General features: G+C 50.3%; 9 protein-coding genes. 6 read left to right on the forward strand and 3 right to left on the reverse strand.

Annotated features, from left to right (window positions below; translation table 11 throughout):
• Positions 1 to 53: 53 nt before the first annotated feature.
• The 3 genes from hemB to malK all read right to left on the reverse strand — a co-directional run bounded on the left by hemB (position 54) and on the right by malK (position 2987).
• Positions 54 to 1043: a porphobilinogen synthase gene (gene hemB / locus L6J37_RS10575; protein WP_237795023.1), complete on the reverse strand. Its 990-nt coding sequence runs from the start codon at positions 1041 to 1043 to the stop codon at positions 54 to 56.
• Between the two features lie 395 nt (positions 1044 to 1438).
• Positions 1439 to 1624: a hypothetical protein gene (locus L6J37_RS10580; RefSeq protein ID WP_027251572.1), complete on the reverse strand. Its 186-nt coding sequence runs from the start codon at positions 1622 to 1624 to the stop codon at positions 1439 to 1441.
• A 253-nt stretch (positions 1625 to 1877) separates the two neighbouring features.
• A complete protein-coding gene (gene malK, locus L6J37_RS10585) occupies positions 1878 to 2987 on the reverse strand; it encodes a maltose/maltodextrin ABC transporter ATP-binding protein MalK (RefSeq protein ID WP_237795025.1) in 1110 nt (369 codons plus the stop codon).
• A 601-nt stretch (positions 2988 to 3588) separates the two neighbouring features.
• On the opposite strand from malK, the gene malE reads away from it, so the two are divergent.
• The 6 genes from malE (at position 3589) to L6J37_RS10615 (ending at position 22503) form a co-directional block, all read left to right on the forward strand.
• The gene (gene malE / locus L6J37_RS10590) at positions 3589 to 4770 is read left to right on the forward strand and encodes a maltose/maltodextrin ABC transporter substrate-binding protein MalE (protein WP_027251570.1); all 1182 of its coding nucleotides are present in this window, start codon (positions 3589 to 3591) and stop codon (positions 4768 to 4770) included.
• Between the two features lie 106 nt (positions 4771 to 4876).
• Positions 4877 to 6418 carry a maltose ABC transporter permease MalF gene (malF, locus tag L6J37_RS10595; RefSeq protein WP_237795095.1) on the forward strand — a complete coding sequence of 514 codons (1542 nt, stop codon included), beginning with the start codon at positions 4877 to 4879 and terminating at the stop codon, positions 6416 to 6418.
• Positions 6419 to 6429: 11 nt separating this feature from the next.
• Positions 6430 to 7320, forward strand: a complete 891-nt coding sequence (malG, locus tag L6J37_RS10600) for a maltose ABC transporter permease MalG (protein ID WP_192013548.1) — start codon at positions 6430 to 6432, stop codon at positions 7318 to 7320.
• Positions 7321 to 7785: 465 nt separating this feature from the next.
• Positions 7786 to 19035, forward strand: a complete 11250-nt coding sequence (locus L6J37_RS10605; protein ID WP_237795026.1) for a T1SS-143 repeat domain-containing protein — start codon at positions 7786 to 7788, stop codon at positions 19033 to 19035.
• A gap of 8 nt (positions 19036 to 19043) precedes the next feature.
• Entirely contained in the window at positions 19044 to 21191 is a 2148-nt protein-coding gene (locus L6J37_RS10610) for a type I secretion system permease/ATPase (RefSeq protein ID WP_237795096.1), read from the forward strand.
• Entirely contained in the window at positions 21184 to 22503 is a 1320-nt protein-coding gene (locus L6J37_RS10615) for an HlyD family type I secretion periplasmic adaptor subunit (protein ID WP_237795027.1), read from the forward strand. The genes L6J37_RS10610 and L6J37_RS10615 overlap by 8 nt, the downstream gene beginning before the upstream one ends.

Genomic DNA, 22503 nt, shown 5'->3' on the forward strand with positions numbered 1-22503 from the left:
GGCTGGGTGCTTTTTACTGAGGTAAGAACCGAAGTCATCTGGTCACGCTTTGACTAGTGACTGACATCGTTATCCTCCTGTAACCATTGAGCGACGCGTCTGGCAAAGTAAGTCACCACGATATCCGCACCAGCACGTTTGAAACCGAGCATGGTTTCCATAACTGACTGCCGTTCATCGACAAGACCAGCCTCTATCGCATGTTGCAGAATCGCGTACTCTCCGCTGACTTGATAGACGGCAACGGGCAGGTTGGTGTTTTCACGGATGCGATGAACAATATCAAGATAGGGTGTGCCGGGTTTGACCATTAAGATATCGGCACCTTCTTGTTCATCCATTGAAGCTTCAATCAGTGCTTCCCTACCGTTTGTCGGATTGGCCTGATAGGTTTTACGATCGCCTGATAATTCACAATCCACTGCTTGGCGAAATGGGCCGTAAAATGCAGAAGCGTATTTCATTGAATGAGCCAAAATGCCGACATGATGGTAACCGGCCTGATCGAGAGCCTGACGAATCGCCTGTGTCTGGCCATCCATCATGGTTGAAGGAGCCAGTATGTCAGCTCCGGCTTTTGCTGCGGTCACAGCTTGCTTGGCTAAATTTTCTAATGTGGCATCGTTATCGACATCGTCTCGGTGAATCACACCACAGTGGCCGTGTGTGGTGTATTCACAAAAACAGATATCGGGGATCACAACAATGTCTGGGCATGCCTGCTTTATCGTCCGGATCATACGTGCCAGTAAGCCATGCTCATCCCACGTATCAGAGCCTTGGTTGTCTTTTGTATGCGATATGCCAAATGGCATCACGTAACGGATGCCGAGCTCGTACAACTCACGAACTTCCTGTGCCACATTCTGCTCTGCATAGCGTACTAACCCCGGCAGCGCATCAATAGGCTTATTGGTTGTGATCTGCTCTTCGATAAAAAGAGGCTGAATTAAATCCTGAATACCGATCTGGTGTTCCTGAACGAGTTTTCGAAGATGAGGACTCGCTCTGAGGCGTCGTTGTCGACGGCACATTGTTGTCATTATGATCGACCTTTTATTGTTCGTTTGAATGCATTGTTATGTTTTGAGGGCGAGATGTATTTCGCAAATCGGACACTTTTTTATTCAAATCGGACATGGGCGCCACCGCCTTTGAGTGACTTACTCGGCGGTAAAATGACTGTTAAGCGCGTCAGTGAAAATACGTCTGTAAGTGATACGATGTTTACGATTTTGAAGGCGATTAGCCGATGGACTGCAATTAAAGTGTCATGAACTAGGTGATTGGGCGGTTGCTGGAAATCGGGGACTGGTTGGTGTGTTTGACATCTTTCCCGCCAATTCAGCCCCGCCAATTCCAGAAATGCTGGCGATTCCCGGTGACGATTCGCCCGGCCATAATCAGGCCGGGCTGAGGAATATCTTACTGGTGGTAATTACTCTCCATCATCGGGATAGAAGCGACCTTCCGGGGTGTAAGGTTCTTTATCATCCACAATACTGCGCTGGCCACGAATTTCTCTCAGTTGGTGTTCAAGCATTCTTACCTGCTGATAATCTCCCTCCTGATAAGCGGCTGTGAGGCGTAGTTCAATGTCTTCAATGCGTTCTCGGATACTCATTGTGACCTCCGGCTCAATAGCTGTGACACAGTGCCAGTCAGTGTCTTCCTGACACGTTCCACTAACAAGCATACTGTAAAAAAGCCGACCTGTTTATTCCTATAAGAGGCAGGTTGTACTGTGTATTAGATGTATTAGAAATAAAGAAACCGGAAAGCCAGATTGGCTCCCCGGTTATTGAGATGAAAATGGAGCAGATTCAGTTTTATAGCCGATGGGTAGGCGAATTAACTGATGTCCGGGCGGATTGAGATTACACCCCAAATTCCTGGAAGAGTCTGCGGCAAGCCTGGCCGTCGCGATGGAACAGGTGACAGCGATGCGCCGGAATACCAACTTTGAGCACCTGGCCTGCATCGACATCCAGTATGTCTGGCTGACGGTAAACGAAATCGGCATCAACCCCTTTAAGGTTCAGATAAACCTGAGTTTCGTTGCCCAGCTTTTCTACCACCTGAATATCACCTTCTACTGTGGCGTCACCTTCATCACCTGAGAGCAGGTGTTCAGGACGAATGCCCAGCGACATGCGGTCCCCGCGGGTGACTGTGGTGCCATCAACAGGGATCCAGAAAGTGGTGCCGTTAGCAAGCTGAACCATCACGCGCTCTTTTTCAACCTGCTCGACAAACACGCTGATGAAATTCATTTTAGGCGAACCAATGAAGCCGGCAACAAACCGGTTCTCTGGGTAATGGTATAACTCAAGAGGCTTACCAACCTGAGAGACGAAACCGCCATCAAGCACGACAATCTTATCAGCCATCGTCATGGCTTCTACCTGATCATGGGTCACGTAGATCATGGTGCAACCGAGTTGTTTATGCAGTTTGGCGATTTCAATCCGCATTTGGACACGAAGCGAAGCGTCGAGATTGGACAAAGGCTCATCGAGCAGGAAGACATTCGGTTGCGCGACCAGTGTACGGCCAATAGCGACACGCTGACGCTGACCGCCTGACAAAGACTTGGGCTTGCGGTCTAAAAGGTGGCCTAACTGAAGGATGTCGGCGGCGTTTTCTACCCGCTTACGAATTTCTGCTTTATCGGCTTTCGCCAGTTTCATTCCGAACGACATATTGTCGAACAGGTTCAGGTGCGGATACAGCGCATAAGACTGAAAGACCATACCCACACCGCGCTGGGCAGGTGGGATATCATTCATACGCTGTTCACCTATGTATAAATCACCTGAGGTAATGTCTTCCAGGCCAGCAATACAGCGCAACAGAGTGGATTTACCGCAGCCTGATGGCCCGACAAACACCACAAATTCTCCTTCAGCGATATCCAGATTGACGTTTTTTGAAATCAGGTTATCGCCATAAGCTTTACTAACATTGCGTAAAGTGACACTCGCCATCTGGCTTCCCTCTATATTTTGTCTCTGGCCCGCACAATGGTAGATGTCATTAGGCGTGCCAGTAAAGTCGGTGTAGAAAAAACAGGGTAGCGCCCAAAGTACAGCGGCATTGGAGCGGCAGCTACCCGTAAACTGCGAAAATGACTTCCCAACACTCTCGCAGGTGTGACGATGCCAAGTGGTGGACATCAATGTTGCTTCATGCAGCAACAATCAACAATAAAAAGACAGTTTACCGTTGAACACGCTCAAGCCTTGTTGAGGTTGATGTCATTGTGCGGAAAACACCTTAATACAACATCCTCCCTGCACTATTCTTCTCAGGGGGATGAGTGGGGGAGGAGTATTCAGATCACATTTTCTCAGACGTCGTGCTGCCTGTTGAAATCATTGCAAGTAGTATGTGCTCTCTGTCACGAATGGTCGTTGTTTTTTGAACTTGGTCACCTCCGTAAATGATAAGGATCACGATTTCCACTCTGCGCTATGGGGGGCGTAGCGTCTGGGATGATGCTTCATAGGGATGACTGATAGATGATAGAGGCTGGAAAATGTGTTGCCGATTGAAAACGCAACGATAACCATCTGGAAGGATATAACAATGAAGAAAGTCCTCAGTACTGTCGCACTCTGTACCCTTGCCGCACTCAGTTCTGTTTCAGCGCATGCTGCTATTGAAGAAGGTCAGATCACTATCTGGATTAATGGTGATAAAGGCTATACTGGCCTGGCCGAAGTGGGCAAAAAGTTTGAAGCTGACACGGGCATCAAAGTCACGGTTGAACATCCTGATAAGTTGGAGGAGAAATTCCCTCAGCTGGCATCAACCGGTGATGGTCCGGATATCGTACTCTGGGCACACGACCGTTTTGGTGGCTACGCTCAGGCAGGCCTGCTGACAGAAGTGAAACCTTCTGATGCGTATCGTAGCAAGTTTGCTGATTTTACCTGGGATGCCGTGTCGTACAACGGTAAATACGTAGGTTATCCGGTTGCGGTAGAAGCATTATCATTGATTTATAACAAAGATTTACTGCCTGAGCCGCCAAAGAACTGGGAAGACGTGGTTGCTCTGGATGCTGAGCTGAAAAAGCAAGGTAAACGCGCCATTATGTGGAACCTGCAAGAACCCTTCTTTACCTGGCCACTGCTTGCAGCTGACGGCGGTTATGCCTTTAAATTCACCGCTTCCGGCTATGACGCGAAAGATGTTGGCGTAAACAACGAGGGCGCAAAGCGCTCAATGAGCTTTGTGAAGAGCCTAGTTGATAAAGGTGTGATTGCCCCTGACGTCGATTATGCCATCGCTGAGGCTGGTTTTAACAAAGGTGATGTGGCTATGACAATCAATGGCCCCTGGTCTTGGGCGAACATTGATAAAGCGGGCATTAATTATGGCGTGGCCATGCTGCCTAAGTTGAATGGTAATCCGTCCAAGCCATTTGTTGGCGTACTGACTGCAGGTATCAGCTCTGCTTCGCCAAACAAAGATCTGGCCGTTGAGTTTATTGAGAACTATCTGCTGACTAACGATGGTCTGCGGACTGTCAACAATGACACCCCGCTGGGTGCGGTTGCGTTGAATTCGTTTCAGGAAGAGCTGAGCTCGGATGCCCGTATTTCTGCGACGATGGGGAATGCGATGAACGGTGAAGTCATGCCGAATATTCCTCAGATGTCTTCTTTCTGGTATGCAGAGAAAGCAGCGATTAACAATGTGGTTAACGGGCGTCAGTCTGTGGAAGACGCATTAAATACTGTTGCTGATCGAATGACCAAGTAAACTTACCTATCGGAGCAAGCACCTGCTTGCTCCTTCCTCAGACGTACTGCGAGGAACGCTGATGCAGTCTCATCATGTTGCCGAACTGGCCCTTGACGCTACCGATATGACAATGAACTCAAAAAACAAACCTGCCCTGCGAACCTGGCTCAAGTGGGCCGCGCTGGGCGGAGTGAGCGCCATTAACGGTTATGCCACCATACTTATGTATGCACGTGCTGAATATGCGTTTGCATTACTGACCCTTATTCTGACAGCTCTGGGCGTTTATGTGTTTGCCCGCAAGAGTACCTATGCGCATCGTTATATTTATCCGGGTGTCGCCGGGATGATTCTGTTTATCATCTTTCCTCTCGTGTATACCGTTGGCCTCTCCTTCACAAACTACAGCGGGAGCAACCAGCTTAGCTTTCAGCGCGCCCAGTCAGTGTTAATGGAACAGTCCTTTCAGACAGGTGAAAGCTATAGCTTTTCTCTGTATGGCGAGGAGGGGCGCTATCAGTTAGCACTCAATACTCAGGATGGCTGGTATCTGAGTGAACCCATTGACCTGAAGGCATTGCCTGAATCGTTAAGCTTGTCTCTGTCCCAACAGCCGTCGACAGATGCGGCGCCACTAAAAACAGTGATTCAGAACCGTCAGCAGTTGAGCGCTCTGGTCGTCAACTTGCCAAACGGCGAAAAACTGACAATGTCAGGCTTGCGTAAGTTTGCCGCCAGCCAGTCGCTTTTTGCACTGCAGAATGATGGTGAAACGCTGATCAATCAACAGACCAAGCAGGTGTACAAACCCAATTGGGAAACGGGTTATTATCAGGAAGTCAACGAGGCAGGGCAGTTTATCGGCGAGTCGATGTCGCCGGGCTTTATCGTCAACAGCGGCTGGGACAACTTCACCCGGATATTTACCGATCCTGGTATTCAGGGGCCATTTGTCAGTATTTTTATCTGGACCATAGTGTTCTCGGCCCTGACTGTTGTGTTCACTTTGGCGGTTGGTGTCGTACTGGCACAGGTGGTGTCCTGGGAGGCATTGAAAGGACGTGGCCTTTACCGCGTGCTGCTCATTTTGCCTTATGCCGTACCTGCCTTTATTTCGATTCTTATATTCAAAGGCCTGTTTAATCAGAGTTTTGGCGAAATTAATCAGGTATTGCAAGGTCTGTTTGGCCTGAGTCCATCATGGTTCACCGATCCGTTTCTGGCTAAAACCATGATTCTGATTGTGAACACCTGGCTGGGATACCCTTATATGATGATTCTGGCAATGGGCCTGCTGAAAGCCATTCCTGATGATTTGTATGAAGCTTCCGCCATGGATGGGGCTGGCCCGTTGGATAACTTCTTCCGCATTACGCTGCCCATGCTGGTGAAACCGATGGTGCCACTCTTGATTGCCAGTTTTGCCTTTAACTTTAATAACTTTGTATTGATTCAACTGCTGACAAACGGCGCGCCGGATATGCTGGGTACCAGCGTACCTGCCGGTCATACGGATCTTCTGGTGAGTTATACCTATCGCATTGCTTTTGAAGGTGCGGGCGGACAGGATTTTGGTTTGGCTGGTGCGATTGCCACATTGATATTCTTGCTGGTAGGCGGATTGTCGTTACTGAATATGAAATTCACAAAACTGGATGCTGAGTAAGGGGAAGACTCATGGCGATGGTACAACCAAAATCTTTGAAATATCGCGTTTGGGCGACGCATATAGCAATGTGGTGCTTTCTGGCGCTGATCATGCTGCCACTGTTGATGGTAGTCGCTATTTCCTTCCGTGAAGGGAATTATGCCTCTGGTGAACTTATCCCAAGTGATCCGTCGCTGGAACACTGGAAACTGGCGTTAGGGATTGCTGTCGAACATGCCGATGGCAGTAAAACAATGCCGCCGTTTCCGGTACTGACCTGGCTTTGGAATTCTGTGAAAGTTGCCGGGCTCACTGCCATTGGAATTGTGGCATTGTCCACAACTTGCGCTTACGCTTTTGCCAGAATGCGCTTTGCCGGTAAAAGCCAAATTCTGCGTGCTATGCTGATATTACAGATGTTTCCGCCAGTTTTGGCATTGGTAGCATTGTATGCATTGTTCGACCGCCTGGGCGCCTATGTTCCGTTTCTTGGCATGAATACTCACGGTGGTGTGATCTTTGCTTACATGGGAGGTATTGCTCTGCACGTGTGGACAATAAAAGGGTACTTTGAATCCATCGACAACTCACTGGAAGAAGCAGCAGCGTTAGATGGGGCAAGCCCATGGCAGGCATTCAGGCTGGTTTTGCTACCGTTATCTGTACCTATCCTGTCTGTAGTGTTTATTCTTTCGTTTATTGCCGCTGTAACCGAAGTTCCTGTTGCATCCTTGTTATTACGTGATGTAAATTCCTACACGTTAGCTGTTGGAATGCAGCAATATTTGTATCCGCAAAATTATCTATGGGGTGACTTCGCAGCCGCTGCTGTGTTGTCCGCATTACCGATTACTCTGGTATTTTTGCTGGCTCAGAAATTTCTTGTCGGTGGTCTGACTGCCGGAGGGGTAAAAGGATAATTATAAACAGGCCTGCTTTCACTTAGGTGCAGGCCACTCCCGGGATGAATACTTAGCTTTGGTTTGGCCGCCGATCTGTTAAGTCACTTCTCTCACATTATTGGCGTTGCTGCATAGCTGGACCTTCTCTCTGTTTTTATACAGACAGTGGTTTGATTGGTAACCATAGCCCGGTGTTTTCACCGGGCTTTTTATTATTGGAGCAATCAATACCATTACATTTCGAAGGGAGCTTCTGACGTTCGCTCATAGCCATTCCCATTAGTCCCGCCCACTTTTCCCTCTTTAAACGCCACCTGAAGAATGTGTCTTTTATTCATACAGTGAATCCTGGATATTGAACTTTTTTGCTTGCAATAATTTTACTTGTGTTTGTGGACAAAAATAATAATCTGATATGCGACTCGTTTTATTGTGAATGAGTTGGTACGGGTTAATCAGTGTTCGAAGTGCAGGGAGCAGGCAATGGATCCAATATTTTATATTGAGATTGAGGGGGTCATCTGGAAAGTGATGCCAGACGGAAGCTGGCAAAGACTGGCTCCGGATGAGCACATGGATCCAGCCATCACGCTGGTAGAAGATACCGCTCAGCTTGAGCAAGCCGTACAAGTTGGCGAGCAAGACTCCTCATCGTCGGTTCCGGCAGCTTCTGACATTGATACCCCTGCATCATCAACATCGACCTCTTCAGACGATAGCCAGGATCTCTCCAGCGACAGCGCAGGCTTTGTTACTTATATCTCGCCAGATTTACCTGAAGTGTTGCCGGAAGCCGGCTTCAACACCCAGCCGACTTCGTACCGGGCTGAAACGAATTCTCCGCCTGACGGTGTACTCAATCTGCTTAGCGCAGAAGCCAGACTGACGGTACAGATCGATGACGGTGGTGATGGCTATGAAAATCGATTTGAAGTGCCTTCGGTAACGATCAGCGGTGATGCCTTTGAAATCCGGGACGGCTGGACCATTTCCGTGACTGTCACTGATGTAAACGGACAAACAGTGTCGCTGACAGCAAAAGTCAGGGATGAAAGGTACGAGATTGATAATGTTGATTTGAGCGGCCTTGCCGAAGGGCCACTGAACGTTTATGCCATTGCTACAGACGTACTGGATAATAGCGTTGATGCGACGGATGCCACCATTAAAGACACACTGGCCGAGCTCTGCGTGGACATAGACGGCAACGGCGATAATTATCTCAATCTGTCCGAAATCAGTCATGATCAAACCAAAGTCACACTACTGCTGACTCATGTCGAAGATGGGCAGGCCGTAAAAGTCGTCATTTCTGATTCTTCGGGTAACACTCTGGTTTATGACGGTATCGTTTCAGGTGGCCAGGTTGTACTGGAGCAACTGGATCTGTCATCACTGTCTGATGGCCAGTTAACCGTTAGTGCTGTCACCAAAGATGTGGCGGGCAACCCGGCCTCTGGCACAGACACCATCATCAAAGATACTCAAGCTGCTATCACTGTGGGTGTATTTGGTAATGGTGATGAATACCTCAATAAAGAAGAGTCTCTGTCAAGCTGGGCTGGCGGAACCGTTACTCATGTAGAAAACGGGCAGTCTGTCTATGTCACTGTGACGGATTCAGCCGGTACAAGCATTCAGGTTGAAACCCAAGTCATCAACGGCAAGTGGCTCGCAACTGGTGATATCTCGTCGTTGGCGGACGGTGAGGTAACAGTAACGGCAGAAACCACGGATATTGCAGGTAATCCGGCGATCAGTACGGACACCATTATCAAAGATACTCAGGCCGCCGTCACAGTGGATATCGACGGGCAGGGTGATAATTTCCTCAATCAGTTTGAAGTTCCCGTCAGCGATATCACAGGCACAGTCGATAATGTCGAAGACGGCCAGACGGTGTTCGTCACCATTACAGACATCAATGGCGATACAGTGACCGCTCAAAGCACGGTAGCCGGCGGAGCCTGGAGCCTGCCGGATCTGGATTTCAGCGGCTTGTCAGACGGCGAACTGAGGGTACAGGCGGACACCACAGACATCGCGGGCAACCCGGCCACCAACACAGACACCATCATTAAAGATACCCAGGCCGCTGTGACTGTCGGGGTGTTCGGTAATGGTGATAACGTTATCAACCAGGCTGAATCAGTCTCCAGCTGGGCCGGTGGTACTGTAACCAATGTTGAAGACGGCCAGACAGTGACGGTATCGGCCACTGATATCAACGGGCTGACTGTTCAGACGCAGACGACTGTGGTGGACGGCAAGTGGGTGGTGAACGGCGATGTGTCGTCACTGGCGGACGGTGAGCTGACCATTAAAGTCGAGACCGTGGATGTGGCGGGTAACCCGGCTTCCAGCATCACAAGTATTGTGAAAGATACGCAGGCGGCCATCACGGTAGATATTGACGGCAAAGGCGATAACTATCTCAACAAAGCCGAAGTTTCTGTTTCTGATATCACAGGCACAGTCACAGGTGTTGAGAACGGCCAGAGTGTCACTGTCACCATCACAGACATTCATGGTGCGACTGTGACAACAGAAGCCACTGTTTCTGCAGGCGTCTGGTCTGTCGACGATCTGGATCTCAGCAGCCTGGCAGACGGCGAGCTGACGGTTCTGGCGGAAACCACAGACCTAGCAGGCAACCCGGCCTCAAACACAGATACCATCCTCAAAGACACACAGGCGGGCCTCACAGTTACCATAGACGGCAAAGGGGATGACTTCCTCAATGCGGCTGAAGCCCCTGTCAGTGATCTGTCCGGTACGGTCGACAACGTAGAAGACGGCCAGATTGTGTCTGTCACTGTGACTGATGTTAACGGTGACACTGTCACCAAAGACACCACAGTCTCGGGGGGTGTCTGGTCTGTCGACGATCTGGATCTCAGCAGCCTGGCGGACGGCGAGCTGACGGTGCTGGCAGAAACCACGGATATCGCAGGTAACCCGGCCGCGAATACCGATACTATCGTCAAAGATACACAGGCGGCCATTTCGGTTGAGATAGTAAGCCATGGTGATAACTATCTGAATAAGCAAGAGTCCGAGTCGAGTTGGGCTGGCGGTACGGTGTCCAATGTGGAAGACGGCCAGACTGTGCACATTACCGTCACGGATTCGTCAGGAAAGGTGGTGGAGCTGGAAACGACTGTCGTTGATGGCAAATGGACCATCAACGGCGATATCTCGTCACTGGCCGAAGGTGAACTGACAGTCAAAGCCGACACCACGGACCTGGCAGGCAACCCGGCCACATCAGCAGCCTCGGTGATAAAAGACACACTGGCCGCCGTCACAGTGGATATCGACGGGCAGGGCGATAATTTCCTCAATCAGTTTGAAGCTCCCGTCAGCGATATCACAGGCACAGTCGATAATGTCGAAGACGGCCAGACGGTGTTCGTCACCATCACAGACATCAATGGCGACACAGTGACCGCTCAAACCACGGTATCCGGCGGAGCCTGGAGCCTGCCGGATCTGGATCTCAGCGGCTTGTCAGACGGCGAACTGACGGTACAGGCGGACACCACAGACATCGCAGGCAACCCGGCCACCAACACAGACACCATCATCAAAGATACCCAGGCGACTATTACGGTTAATGTAGACAGTGGTTCTGATGGTTTTCTGAATCCGTCAGAACTGCCAGCCACGCGTTTGTCAGGCGCTGCAACTCATGTTGAAGATGGTCAGACGGTGACCATAGTCGTTACCGATAGTAATAATGTGTCGCAAAGCTTCACCGCCATTGTTAACCAGGGCATCTGGGAAACCACGCAAGATTTGTCAGCGCTGGCTGACGGCCCGCTGAGTGTCACGGTAGCCACCAGCGATCTAGCCGGTAACCCGGCCACTGCGACAGATAACACAGTGGTTATTGATACTCAGGTGACTATAGACATAGACACGCTTGACGGTCTGGGTATTTACAACTTCAAGGGCGGCAACCTGACCTCGCTACAAGGGACGACTACAGGGGCCGAAGAAGGCCAGGCCGTCACAGTGACTGTCTCTGATGGGGCGAACAGTGTGTTGCTTACCGGTCAGGTCGCGGCTGATGGCAGATGGCTGATTGAAAATATAGATATCAGCTCGCTGAACGCACAGGCAACCTGGACGATGGATGCCAGCGTGACCGATCTGGCTGGCAACCAGGCAATCGATGATATGCCGACACTGGTGCTGCCTGGCAGTGTCGTGCTGGAAGAATCTGAATTAGGTCCAAATGGTGATGGCACATCCGAAGCGGTGTCAGAGATTAATATTCAATTTGCTGAGTTCAGTATTCATGCGGATCAACCCTACCTCAATGCGCTGACGTCAAATGGCTTGTCAGCCAGTGCAGAATTGTCTGCTGATGGTCAGAGCCTGAACGTCATTCGCAGCGATGGCAAATTGATACTAAGTGCCGTGATTAACGGAGCAGGCGATGGGATAACCGTTACTTTGTATGCGCCCATCGATCAGGGGATTGGTACCGACACCACCCAAACGGCCATCATGATAGAAGGCACACAGCATGATGCGGACGGCACCACAGAAACCGTGCTCGCACCTGTTGTCACCTATATTCTCGATTCAGAGCCTGTTGCGACGGATGACTCTTTTGATGTTGTTGAAGCCTCGCTGAGTTCAGGCAATATCCTTGATAATGACTATGACCTGGATAAAGGGCTGGTGGTGCGTTTCATCCGTCACGATTTTGATGGCGATAACGTGATGCAGGATGCAGCAATTCCTGTTGGTGGAAGTGCTGTATTTACGACCGCACAGGGTGTGCTGACGATATTCAGTGATGGTCGGTGGACATTAGAGGCAGATCGTAACCTGGATAACAGTCAGGAACAGGCTGTGCGGTTTTCTTATCTGGCCGGTGACAGCGATATAGATTACGACATTGCAGATGTCGTCATCAATGTCCATGACGGCGCTGCAGGATCGATAAGCGATGATGCCGCGACGGCCACTGAAGGCAAAGTGTCAGACAGCCCCCAGTCTTTTGACGGCAGCATTCAGTTTATTGCCGGTTCTGATGATCCCGCTACAGCGACGTTTGCTTTCGACCCGGCGACGTTAGCATCATTAAATGCGCTTCAATTGACGACTGGTACAGGTAATCAACTTGTCCAGTTTACCTTAAGCAACGATGGCCGGGTGATCACCGGGACCACGGCTGAGGGCGAGATCGTACTCAGTATGACAATGTCAGGCAAAGTGGTTGGCAGTGATATTGAAGGCAATATTCAGCTGACGCTGGCACGGCCGATTAATCATACGTCGTCGAATGATGCCATCAGTCTGCCGGTGATCATTCTCGGTGAAGACTCGGACGGCACGACGATTCCTGCCGGTGAATTTGTCTGGACGTTAAAAGATGGTGCTGATCCTCAGCTGACCTCTGTGTCAGGTGTCAACCTCAATGAAGATGATCTGGAATCCGGGGATGTTACCGGGCAGGGCAGTTTCAATCTCACTGTCGGCAGTGATGCCATTCAGAGCCTGGCATTTAATCTTGCTGATCAACCGGAATTAAGCAGCGGTGGAGAGCCGATTACCTACACGCTTTCAGCCGATGGCAGTCTGTTGACAGCCTGGGCCGGTGGTGAAGAAGTCTTTACTGTTCAATTGGGAAGCTATCAGCCGGAAGCTGACGCCACAGTGACTTATGACTTTACGCTGAAAAAAGCCATCGATCAGCTCAACGGAGATACTGCGCTGCCTCTTGTCGTGACGACGATTGACGATGACGGTGACAGTTCAACATTAACCCTTCCCATTAATGTTAATGACAGCCAGTCCGGTGGCATTACTTCCGGGGCCATATCAGTTACAGAATTACCTAAGGTTGAAGCGGCACTTGATGCAGACGCGACAGTCTCGCTCACTGTCACTGCGAACAAAGATCCGATTATCAAAATTGGCCTTCAGCTGAGCAATGGCGATCCTGTAATGGACAGTAACGGCCAGCCCGTCACCCATAATCATGAAGCCCTGATCTGGCGCGACAACGGCGATGGCAGTTACGATGCCGTTCTGCCAAATGGCCAAAGCGTGTTTACGGTTTCCTTGCCTGAAACAATCTCTGTTGCTTCAGGTACAGTGGCCAATGTTGATCTTAACTTCACCCTGCATCAGCCTGTCGACCACGGCAACTCTGGCCTGGAAGATACTCAGCTTGAGCTGAATTTACCTGTGGTAGTCACAGACAGTGATGGAACAGAGCAGCAAGCAGACACGACAGTGACCGTGTTTGACGGCAAAGATCCGGTGTTGTCTGTGGCAGGCTCCATCTCTGTGGATGAAGATGGGTTGCTGGGTGATGGCACAGAAGATGGCGTTTCTTCAACAACCCCTGTGATATCAGTCGCTAAAGGCAGTGACGACATCGCTGAAATTGTACCGGATGTGGATGCATTTAATGCCTTGGGCTATCAGAGTGGCGGCGAGGCTGTGTTACTGAGTGATAAAGATGCCAATGGCTGGTATATCGCTAAAACTCAGACATCGGGTGACGAGGTATTCAGGCTCAAACTCAACACCGATGGTACAACGGAGTTTGTGTTGGTTTCTTCACTGGATCACCCGACGGGTAACGGTGAAAACAACCTGCCGCTCAACTTTGACGTCCATGCCGTTGATATGGATGGCGACACGTCAGCCAGCGTGACGCTTACCGTGAATGTGCAGGATGCTGTGCCGGAAAGCACCGACAGTACGCTGGAACTGGTTGAGGGGGAAATCTTTTCGACCAATCTGCTTAGCGATGTTCGCATGGGCGCGGATGGCGGAGAGCTGAACCGTTTTATCTATAACGGTGTTGAATATAACTTCGAGACCGCGGGTGTGGATTATTTCGATGTCGATTTGGTCAACACTGAGAATAATGAAACCTATGGCTCATTTCGTTTGTACAAAGATGGCCGGCTGGATCTGACCACAAAGGGCTCGGTGCAGACAGATCCAACTGTAATTGATGATCTGACTTATGTGGTTCGTGATAACGACGGCGATGAAGCAACCAATACCGCAAACCTGATCCTTGGCGATAATGCCGGCAGTATAAGAACATTGAATACTGAAACGCTGGAAGATACCCAGACTGGCTCTCTGCATATCTTCGTAACCCCAGGCGATAACGATCAGGGCGAGCGGGTAGCATCAATTCAAATCAGTGAGGCGTCGTTACAGGGTGGCACCTTGTATCTCAATGGTCAGGCACTAACGGCAGAAAATGGTTATGTCACATTGACGGGCGACCAACTGAGCAGTCTTCCCGGCGAAGTGACTGTGTTTCCTAATGGTAGCCTGACGTATATCCCACCACAGAATCAGTCGAATACGACAACGACAATCTCGCTTGATGTCAGTGCTGTGATAAGCACAACGAATGGGGATAAGTTGATCGATGGCACCCTTGATGTTTCCGTCTTACCTGTCGCGGATGCCCCGGAATGGGCGGAGTCCACTTTTGCCTATGCCCTGGTAGAAGATGACCCCAATGTAGTCAATGTAGACATCACAGCCAATCTGGTGGATCAGGACGGCTCAGAAAATCTGAGCTACAAACTGAGTGACATTCCTGACGGCATTACCCTGATGCTGAACGGCAGTGTGGTTCAGGAAGGGAAAGCCTATACACAGGCGCAGTTGTCACAAATGACAATACGTACCGACGCCAACCTGGCAGGTGTTTTCACCTTCACCGTTATTGCCATTGCAGCTGAGAGCGGCAATGTGTTTGCTGACAGCAGTGATAAAACAGCACAGATTACTCATGAAGTCACGGTCAATGTCAGTCCGGATGCTGATGTCCCTAAATTATCTGTTCAGGATTATAAAGGGCTTGAAGATCAGGCTATTAACCTGAATAACATTATTACGGGTCAGTTAACAGATAAAGACGGCTCAGAAACACTCTCTTACCGCATTGAAGTGCAGGACGGCTGGTTGATCGAAGGTGGTACGGCGCAGGAAATGTCGCCGGGTGTCTATATGGTATCCGCGGATGAAGTGGCGGCAGGCCAGATAAGATTAATTCCGAAGCAGGATATCAGCTCTGTGACGGAATCGCTGTCCATCAAAGTGACGGCAATTGCCACTGAGTCCTCGGCGGATGGGCTGGATCCGATTAATCAGACGGCAGAGAGCGATACCCAAACCATTACGATTGAACTCAAAGGTGTGGTGGATACCCCGGATGTAACAGATGGCGGGCAGGGACACTGGCAGTTTGATACTGGCACACAGGTGATCACGGGCACCCAGTCGTTTGCCGAAGATAGCCTTATTCCTCTCGATTTCATTATCAGTACGTCGGACGATGATCAGTCTGAAGTGCTGAATTTGCTGTTAACCAATCTGCCTGATGGTTTTACCCTGGTTGACAGTGCGGGTAATCCCGTTGTGTTGCCAATTGCCAATGTCGACCCTGACACCGGTATCCAGTACCAGATATCCAGTGAACAATTACAGAATACCTACCTCAAGGCGCCGCAGGATTTCAGCGGTGATATCCACCTGGATATTTTGGTGGTTTCAACAGAACCGGATGGCGACTCTGACACGTTCAATCTGGGGGTTGATATTAGCGTTTCTCCTGTGGTTGATGAACAGGATGGCACAATATTCACCGCTGACGGTATAGAGGACAGAGCCGCCAGTTTTGCCGTTTTGCCTGTTCCCGGTCAGGATGCGGATGGCAGTGAAACACTGACGGGATACAAGATTGATTCCCTTCCTGATCAACTGACGTTCTTCTTTGACGGTGTAGAAATTCAGGTACCGGAAGGCGGGCTGGATATCAGCACGCTTGACCCGGACGCGACCCTGGCCGAACTGATCCAAAGTGGCCGGATGACTGTTCGTGCTTCGGAAGATTTGAGTGGTATCTTTACGCTACCGGTGTCTTATCAGGTCACGGACACCTCACCTGATAATGCCTCAGATACAGACGTCAAATGGATTCAGGCACAAGTGGATGTTCAGTTTCATGGTCGGGTTGAGTTGGATACGCATCTGGAATCAACGACAGAAGTGCTTGAAAGCACAGATGGCGGGCCAATAGATTTGTCAGATTCGGTCTGGTTTGTCGATGCGGATCTGGATGGTTCCGAATACCTGGATTATATCCTGATCAAGATGCCTCCCGGTTATAACTTTATTGTTGAGCATCCCAACGGGGCGACACAGGATGCCGAGGGGAACTGGGTGATCCCCGCCACAGGGCTGACCAGCGACTCCGTCAGGGAGCAGGCAGCTATGCTGCTCCAGCAGGCCACAATATCCAGTGCCTCAGATACAGACGTGGTCGAAATCATTGTCAGTGCCCGTGTCATCGACGATCAAGATGCGCGATTTATTGATACCTCATTGAATATACAAATAACGGGTCATTCAGGCGGCGGCACCTGTGATCCTGTCGGGCCACCGGACGATATTCGGGATAACAACGAGCCGGTTCATACCAAAGAAGGTGAACCGATTGATCTTTCCGGTTTACTCAATCCGGATGTTGCCAGCGATCCGGATAATGAGCTCTCCTTCTTCATTGATGCCTCAAGCTTACCTGAAGGCGTGACAATTCAGGGGCAGGGAGTGATCACTGAATACGATAACCAAGGCAATGTGATGGGTTACAGCATTCCGCCGGAAGGTTTATCAACGCTGCAGGTGGTGGGACTGGATGAAGACTGGGCGGGCAATCTGGTTCTGAATGTTGCAGTGATCGAAACCTCGGGCTGTAACGGTGACAGTGTCACGACCAATCAACAGGTCAACATAGTTGTTGAGCCGGTTGTCGATGATATTACGCTTACCGCAGATGTCACCAGCATCCAGGAAGATGTCGCAACGGATATCAATCTGGCCCTTATCCTGGGAGACAGTATTGAAACTGGCCAGAGCATAGAGGGAGAGGGGATCCCCGCTGAAGGGAAGGAAACGGTCAATACACTGACACTGACCCTGCCCGCTGACTGTGAACTGGTTGCCGATGATCCGGGACTGTTAGCTTATCAGGGCAATGGCGTATGGGTGATCAGTGATCCAGCCCGGCTTGATGAAATCACCTTAGTTCCGCCTGCTCATTTCAGTGGTGACATCACGATAACCGCGACCGCGAACATCACAGACGAAGCAACGGGCGTGGCTGTCACAGATACCGCAGACAAGTCTGCCACGATCACGATTAACGTTGCCCCCGTTACCGACTTGGCCCAACTGACGGCAGAGGATGTTGTTGGTGACGAAGACAGCTATATCGCGCTGTCTAATATCAGTGCATCTCTCATTGATACCGATGGTTCCGAGACCTTGTCCCTGTCAATTAAGGGCGTGCCTGATGGCGCGGTACTGGTGCTGAAACAGGGCGAAGAGTACGTGCTATTACCAAACAATGGCTATGACGGAGGCACATTTAACGGCACACCGACAATGGCCTGGCAGGTGCAGCCTGATCAGTTGGCGAATATCTATATCTTACCGCCGCAGGATTTCAGTGGTGATTTACCACTGTCGCTGGAGGCGATGACCCAAGAGATCGGCACCACAGATGTGAAATTTACCACTGAAGATTTTACCGTTGGCGTCAATCCGGTTGGTGATCATGCCCAGTTCTTTGGCGTGCCTGATACCCTGTCAGGTAGTGAAGGCGATCCGATTACTGTCCCGGTTAATATAACCAGCACTGAAACCAACAGTGATGAGTTCATTTCGTTGACAGTCACTGTAAATGCGGACTCTGACCCAACCGCCCTGATTGGGCTTGATCGCATCAAAGTCGGCGATCTTTTCGCTCGCTTCACTGTCAATGCCGATGGCAGTATGCAAGCGACTTTGATTGTCCAGGCCAATCAGGTAGACAGCTTTGAGCTTTATGCCGGTGACGCATTTGGTGATCTGAACATCACTTTGACGGCCTCGACGGTTGATAACAATCAGGTGCTGGGCAATCCGGTAACAGATGTCGGCCCCGAGACCGCAGAAGACATGGTGATCTCGATAACGCCGGTTGTTGATGAGCCGGTTTTAACTGTTGAGTACCCCAGTATTATTGCTGAAGCCGATGGTCAGATACCGCTTGGATTGTCTTTGTCGCTGATTAATCCCGCCGGCAATGAGGAAGGAACACTGACCATTTCCGGATTACCGGACGGCCTGACGTTATCGGCTGGCACCAGGCAGGGCAGCGACTGGATTATTGATCAGAGCGATGTGGCCGGATTGAGTATTTCCGGTGGCTACAGCGGCAGCAGCGATTTTGAGCTGTCGATAACCCCTTCAGCAACTCTGGGTGGCGATACCGCAACCGGTATGCCGCAGAGCATTCAGGTCAGCCTGGTTGCCCCCGGCGATAACACTTTGACCGCAACCAGTGAAGCTGATCGTTTTGTTATGGATGGCGGTACAGCCGGTATTCCCTCAACCGACACTGTCATTAACTTTGATTATTCTGCCGACAGCGATGCCATTGATTTAAGTGGCATATTGGCTGGTCTGAACATCACCGACGGCGTGGCGGCAGATACTGTCATTGATTTCACGCAAAGCGCATCGGGTATCGAAATTCAGGTAAAACCGGATGAAAGCCAGATAGAGCAAATCATAGTGCTGGATAACGTTTCCCGTGATGATCTGTATGGTGGTAATGCATCGGGTGTGTCTGAAGCAGAATTGCTCCAGAAAATGATTGATGATCAAAACTTAATCGTAAATAGCTGAGCATGAAAATGTCTGAAAAACCGGGTAAAGATGAGTGGCTGGAAACGATCATCTGGTTCTGCTGTCATTACGGCCTTCGTTGTCACCCCCTGAAAGTGACAGCGGGCCTGCCATTGGAGCAAGGCCAGCTGACGGCTGAGCTGTTTATACGGGCGGCCGCACAGGTGCAACTGGAAAGTGGTGCGATAGACAAACGCCAATTAGGGCAAGCGACCTTGCCTGCTGTTGCTGTTTCGTTAACGGGCCAGCCAATGATTCTGGTTGCGAAAGAGCAAGGGCAGTACAGGGTGCACTTGCCGGGGCAAAGTATTGAAGATCAGTTATGGTCAGACACTCAGCTGTTGCAAATGATTCAGCCGGAAATCTGGCAGGTATCTGCAGTGCCGCAAAGCGACAGTCGGGTAGACGATGTCAAGCCAGCCAGACAGATGCATTGGTTTCGTGCCGTTATCAGGGAAGTGCGGCCCTGGTACAGGGATATGTTTGTGGCATCGATTGTCATCAATTTGCTTGCTCTGGTCATGCCGCTGTTCACTATGAATGTGTATGACAGGGTTGTTCCTAATCAGGCATTTAACACACTCTGGGTGCTGTCTGTTGGTGTGCTGGTGGTGATTGTTTTTGACTGGTTGCTGCGTAGCGCCCGAAGCTCAGTTACAGATATGGCCAGCCGGTATCTGGATAACAAATTATCGGCGCAGTTGTTTCAGCGAGTCCTGGGTATGCAACTGGAGCACAGGCCGCAGTCGGTGGGAGCGTTTGCCCGCCAGATCCAGGAGTTTGACAGCGTAAAAGACTTCTTTACGTCGATCACACTGGTTGCGCTGATCGACCTGCCTTTTACCGCCCTGTTTTTGTTGCTTATTGGCTGGCTGGGCGGGGCGATGATGTTTGTCCCGGTCACAGTCATGCTGGGTTTGCTGTTATTAAGCGCCGTGATGAAAAACAAAATAGCCGACACGTTTACGGAATCGGGCCGTTACTCAACTCAGCGTCAGGCGCAGCTGTTTGACAGCCTGAGTACTCTGACGGAAATCAAACAGAATAATGCCGAGGGGCTGGTACAAAAACGCTGGGAACAGACGGTTGTTGCACTGTCGGAATGGCAGACCCAGTCGAGATATTATTCAAATCTGGTATCGCATTCCATTATGAGCAGTCAGCAACTGGTTACCGTATTTTTGATTGCACTGGGTGTGTATCAGATTGCGGAAGGTCACCTCAGCATGGGCGGGTTAATTGCCATTGTGATGTTAAGCGGACGAGCGGCAGGATCGGTCAATCAGTTATCTATGCTGCTCCTGCGTTATCAGCAAACCCGTTCAGCCATCGATGGCCTGAATCAGATCATGGCGTTACCACAGGAAGAGACGCCTCATCAGGTGATAGATCGCGGTGAATATAAAGGCAGTTTTGCACTGGATAATGTGAGCTTTCGGTATCCGGATTCAGAGCTGGACGTACTGGAAAATATTACATTCAGCGTAAAAGGCGGCGAGCGGATCGGTATTATTGGTAACGCAGGCTCAGGTAAATCCACACTGATGGCGCTGATCGCCAGGCAACTGCAACCGACGCACGGGCAAATGTACTATGAGCAGTTGGATGCCAATTTGTGGCCACCCAGTGTAGTACGGAATGCTGTCGGCTGGGTCGGGCAAACGCCAGGATTCATCTTTGGTACTGTTTACGAAAACATCACGTTTGGTAATGACGTCATTGATGAAAGCCGTCTGGCGAATGCGATTGAGCTATCCGGATTAAATGCCTACATGCCACGTTTGATACACGGCCTGGAAACCCAGGTAGGTGAAAACGGGCGACATCTTTCTGGCGGTCAGAAGCAGGCTGTGGCTATCGCAAGGGCATTTTATCGTCATTCTTCCCTGTTGCTGATGGATGAACCCACCACAGGTTTGGATAAACAGGCAACCACTCAGCTTTTCCAAAGTATACAAGGCTTGCCGAGGGATACTTCGATTGTCATCTGCTCGCATCAGTCGTCATTTTTGTCGCTCTGTGATCGGATATTGGTGCTGGATAAAGGCAAGCTGGTGGCCGATGGTAAGCCTCAGGACATCCTGTCACATCAGGAAGGCAGGCAAACCAGCCGAATTCGCTCGGTCAGCATAGTTAAAGGAGGCCAGCATGAGTAGTCAGATCATGTGGTCTAACAATCGGCAGGCTTACCGCTCCCGTAAGTTGATCTGGTTATGTGTGGCGTTGTGTGCGGCAACCCTGATTTGGGCCAGTTGGGCCAGGCTGGATGAAGTTGTGGTGGGTGAAGGTAAAGTTGTCCCTACCTTGTCGGTACAAAAGATACAAAGCCTCGAAGGCGGAATTATCAGGCAGGTGTTAGTGAATCAGGGCGACCGGGTGAGCAAAGGGCAGCCTTTAATGATACTGGACGATACCCGCTTTCGCGCGGCCTATCAGGAGGCTGGCCAGCAGGTACAGAGCTTGCTGGCGCAGGAGAAACGGCTTAAGGCCGAGCTGCACAGTGTAAAGGTCAATGCCAGGGCGGCAGACTGGCACCACCAGGTTACGATTGACATGCAGCCACTGGCGGTTGACCCGGCGATACCTGCGGAGCTGAATGCCAGAGCCAATTATGCTGAGCGGTTAGAGCAGCTTGCCTCCGAATTGGAACAAGCCAAGTTGCGCATCGATCAACAGGATCAGGCCTACCAGGACACGCAAAATACCATTGAGACACTCAAACGCAGTTTGGAAATCGTCGAAAAAGAGATCTCAATGCTTAGAGATGTCGTAGCAAGCGGTGCTGTGGCTGAAGTCGAACTGCTTAAATTGCGACGCGACTATGTGAAACTGATCGGGGATTTGGCCAGTGCCAACACTTTGGCACAAAAACAGAAAGCAACCTATTCCGAAGCGATTGTCGATTTTCGGGGCATTGCATTTGATTTTCGCTCCAAGGCACAAGGCCAGTTAAACGAAGTTGCAGCCAAACTGGCCCAGTTGAATGAAAGCCAGCAGGTGTTGGCCGATCAACTGAAAAGGACACAAATTTTATCCCCAGTGGAGGGCACAGTAAAAGATGTGCTTATCCGCTCGATTGGCGGCGTTGTTCGTCCGGGTGAACCCATTATGGAATTGGTGCCTTATAACAGTAGTTTGATTGTCGAGACCAAAATTTCGCCTCAGGATATCGCTTTTGTTCATGTGGGTCTCGAAGCAACGGTAAAGTTCTCCGCGTATGACTTTGTTATCTATGGCGGCAAGAAAGGAAAAGTGATCTATGTCAGTGCGGATGCATTGCAAACGGAAGAAGGGGATGCCTATTACCGGGCGCATATTCAGCTTGATGCGAACGAAGAAGTTCAGCCCTTCACCATCATTCCCGGCATGCAGACCGTTGTGGACATACTGACCGGACAGAAAACTGTTTTGAGTTACTGGCTCAAACCTTTGTTAAGAGCGAAAGAAGTTGCTCTGCGTGAACCCTAA

The organism is Photobacterium sp. WH77, assembly GCF_022014395.1.
GTDB lineage: Bacteria > Pseudomonadota > Gammaproteobacteria > Enterobacterales > Vibrionaceae > Photobacterium > Photobacterium arenosum.

Excerpts from the sequence above, each read along its gene's own strand:
- L6J37_RS10605 (WP_237795026.1), top strand. The coding sequence starts at position 7,786 with ATGGATCCAATATTTTATATTGAGATTGAGGGGGTCATCTGGAAAGTG.
- L6J37_RS10615 (WP_237795027.1), top strand. The coding sequence starts at position 21,184 with ATGAGTAGTCAGATCATGTGGTCTAACAATCGGCAGGCTTACCGCTCC.
- L6J37_RS10580 (WP_027251572.1), bottom strand. The coding sequence starts at position 1,624 with ATGAGTATCCGAGAACGCATTGAAGACATTGAACTACGCCTCACAGCC.
- malF (WP_237795095.1), top strand. The coding sequence starts at position 4,877 with ATGACAATGAACTCAAAAAACAAACCTGCCCTGCGAACCTGGCTCAAG.
- hemB (WP_237795023.1), bottom strand. The coding sequence starts at position 1,043 with ATGACAACAATGTGCCGTCGACAACGACGCCTCAGAGCGAGTCCTCAT.
- malG (WP_192013548.1), top strand. The coding sequence starts at position 6,430 with ATGGCGATGGTACAACCAAAATCTTTGAAATATCGCGTTTGGGCGACG.
- L6J37_RS10610 (WP_237795096.1), top strand. The coding sequence starts at position 19,044 with ATGTCTGAAAAACCGGGTAAAGATGAGTGGCTGGAAACGATCATCTGG.
- malK (WP_237795025.1), bottom strand. The coding sequence starts at position 2,987 with ATGGCGAGTGTCACTTTACGCAATGTTAGTAAAGCTTATGGCGATAAC.
- malE (WP_027251570.1), top strand. The coding sequence starts at position 3,589 with ATGAAGAAAGTCCTCAGTACTGTCGCACTCTGTACCCTTGCCGCACTC.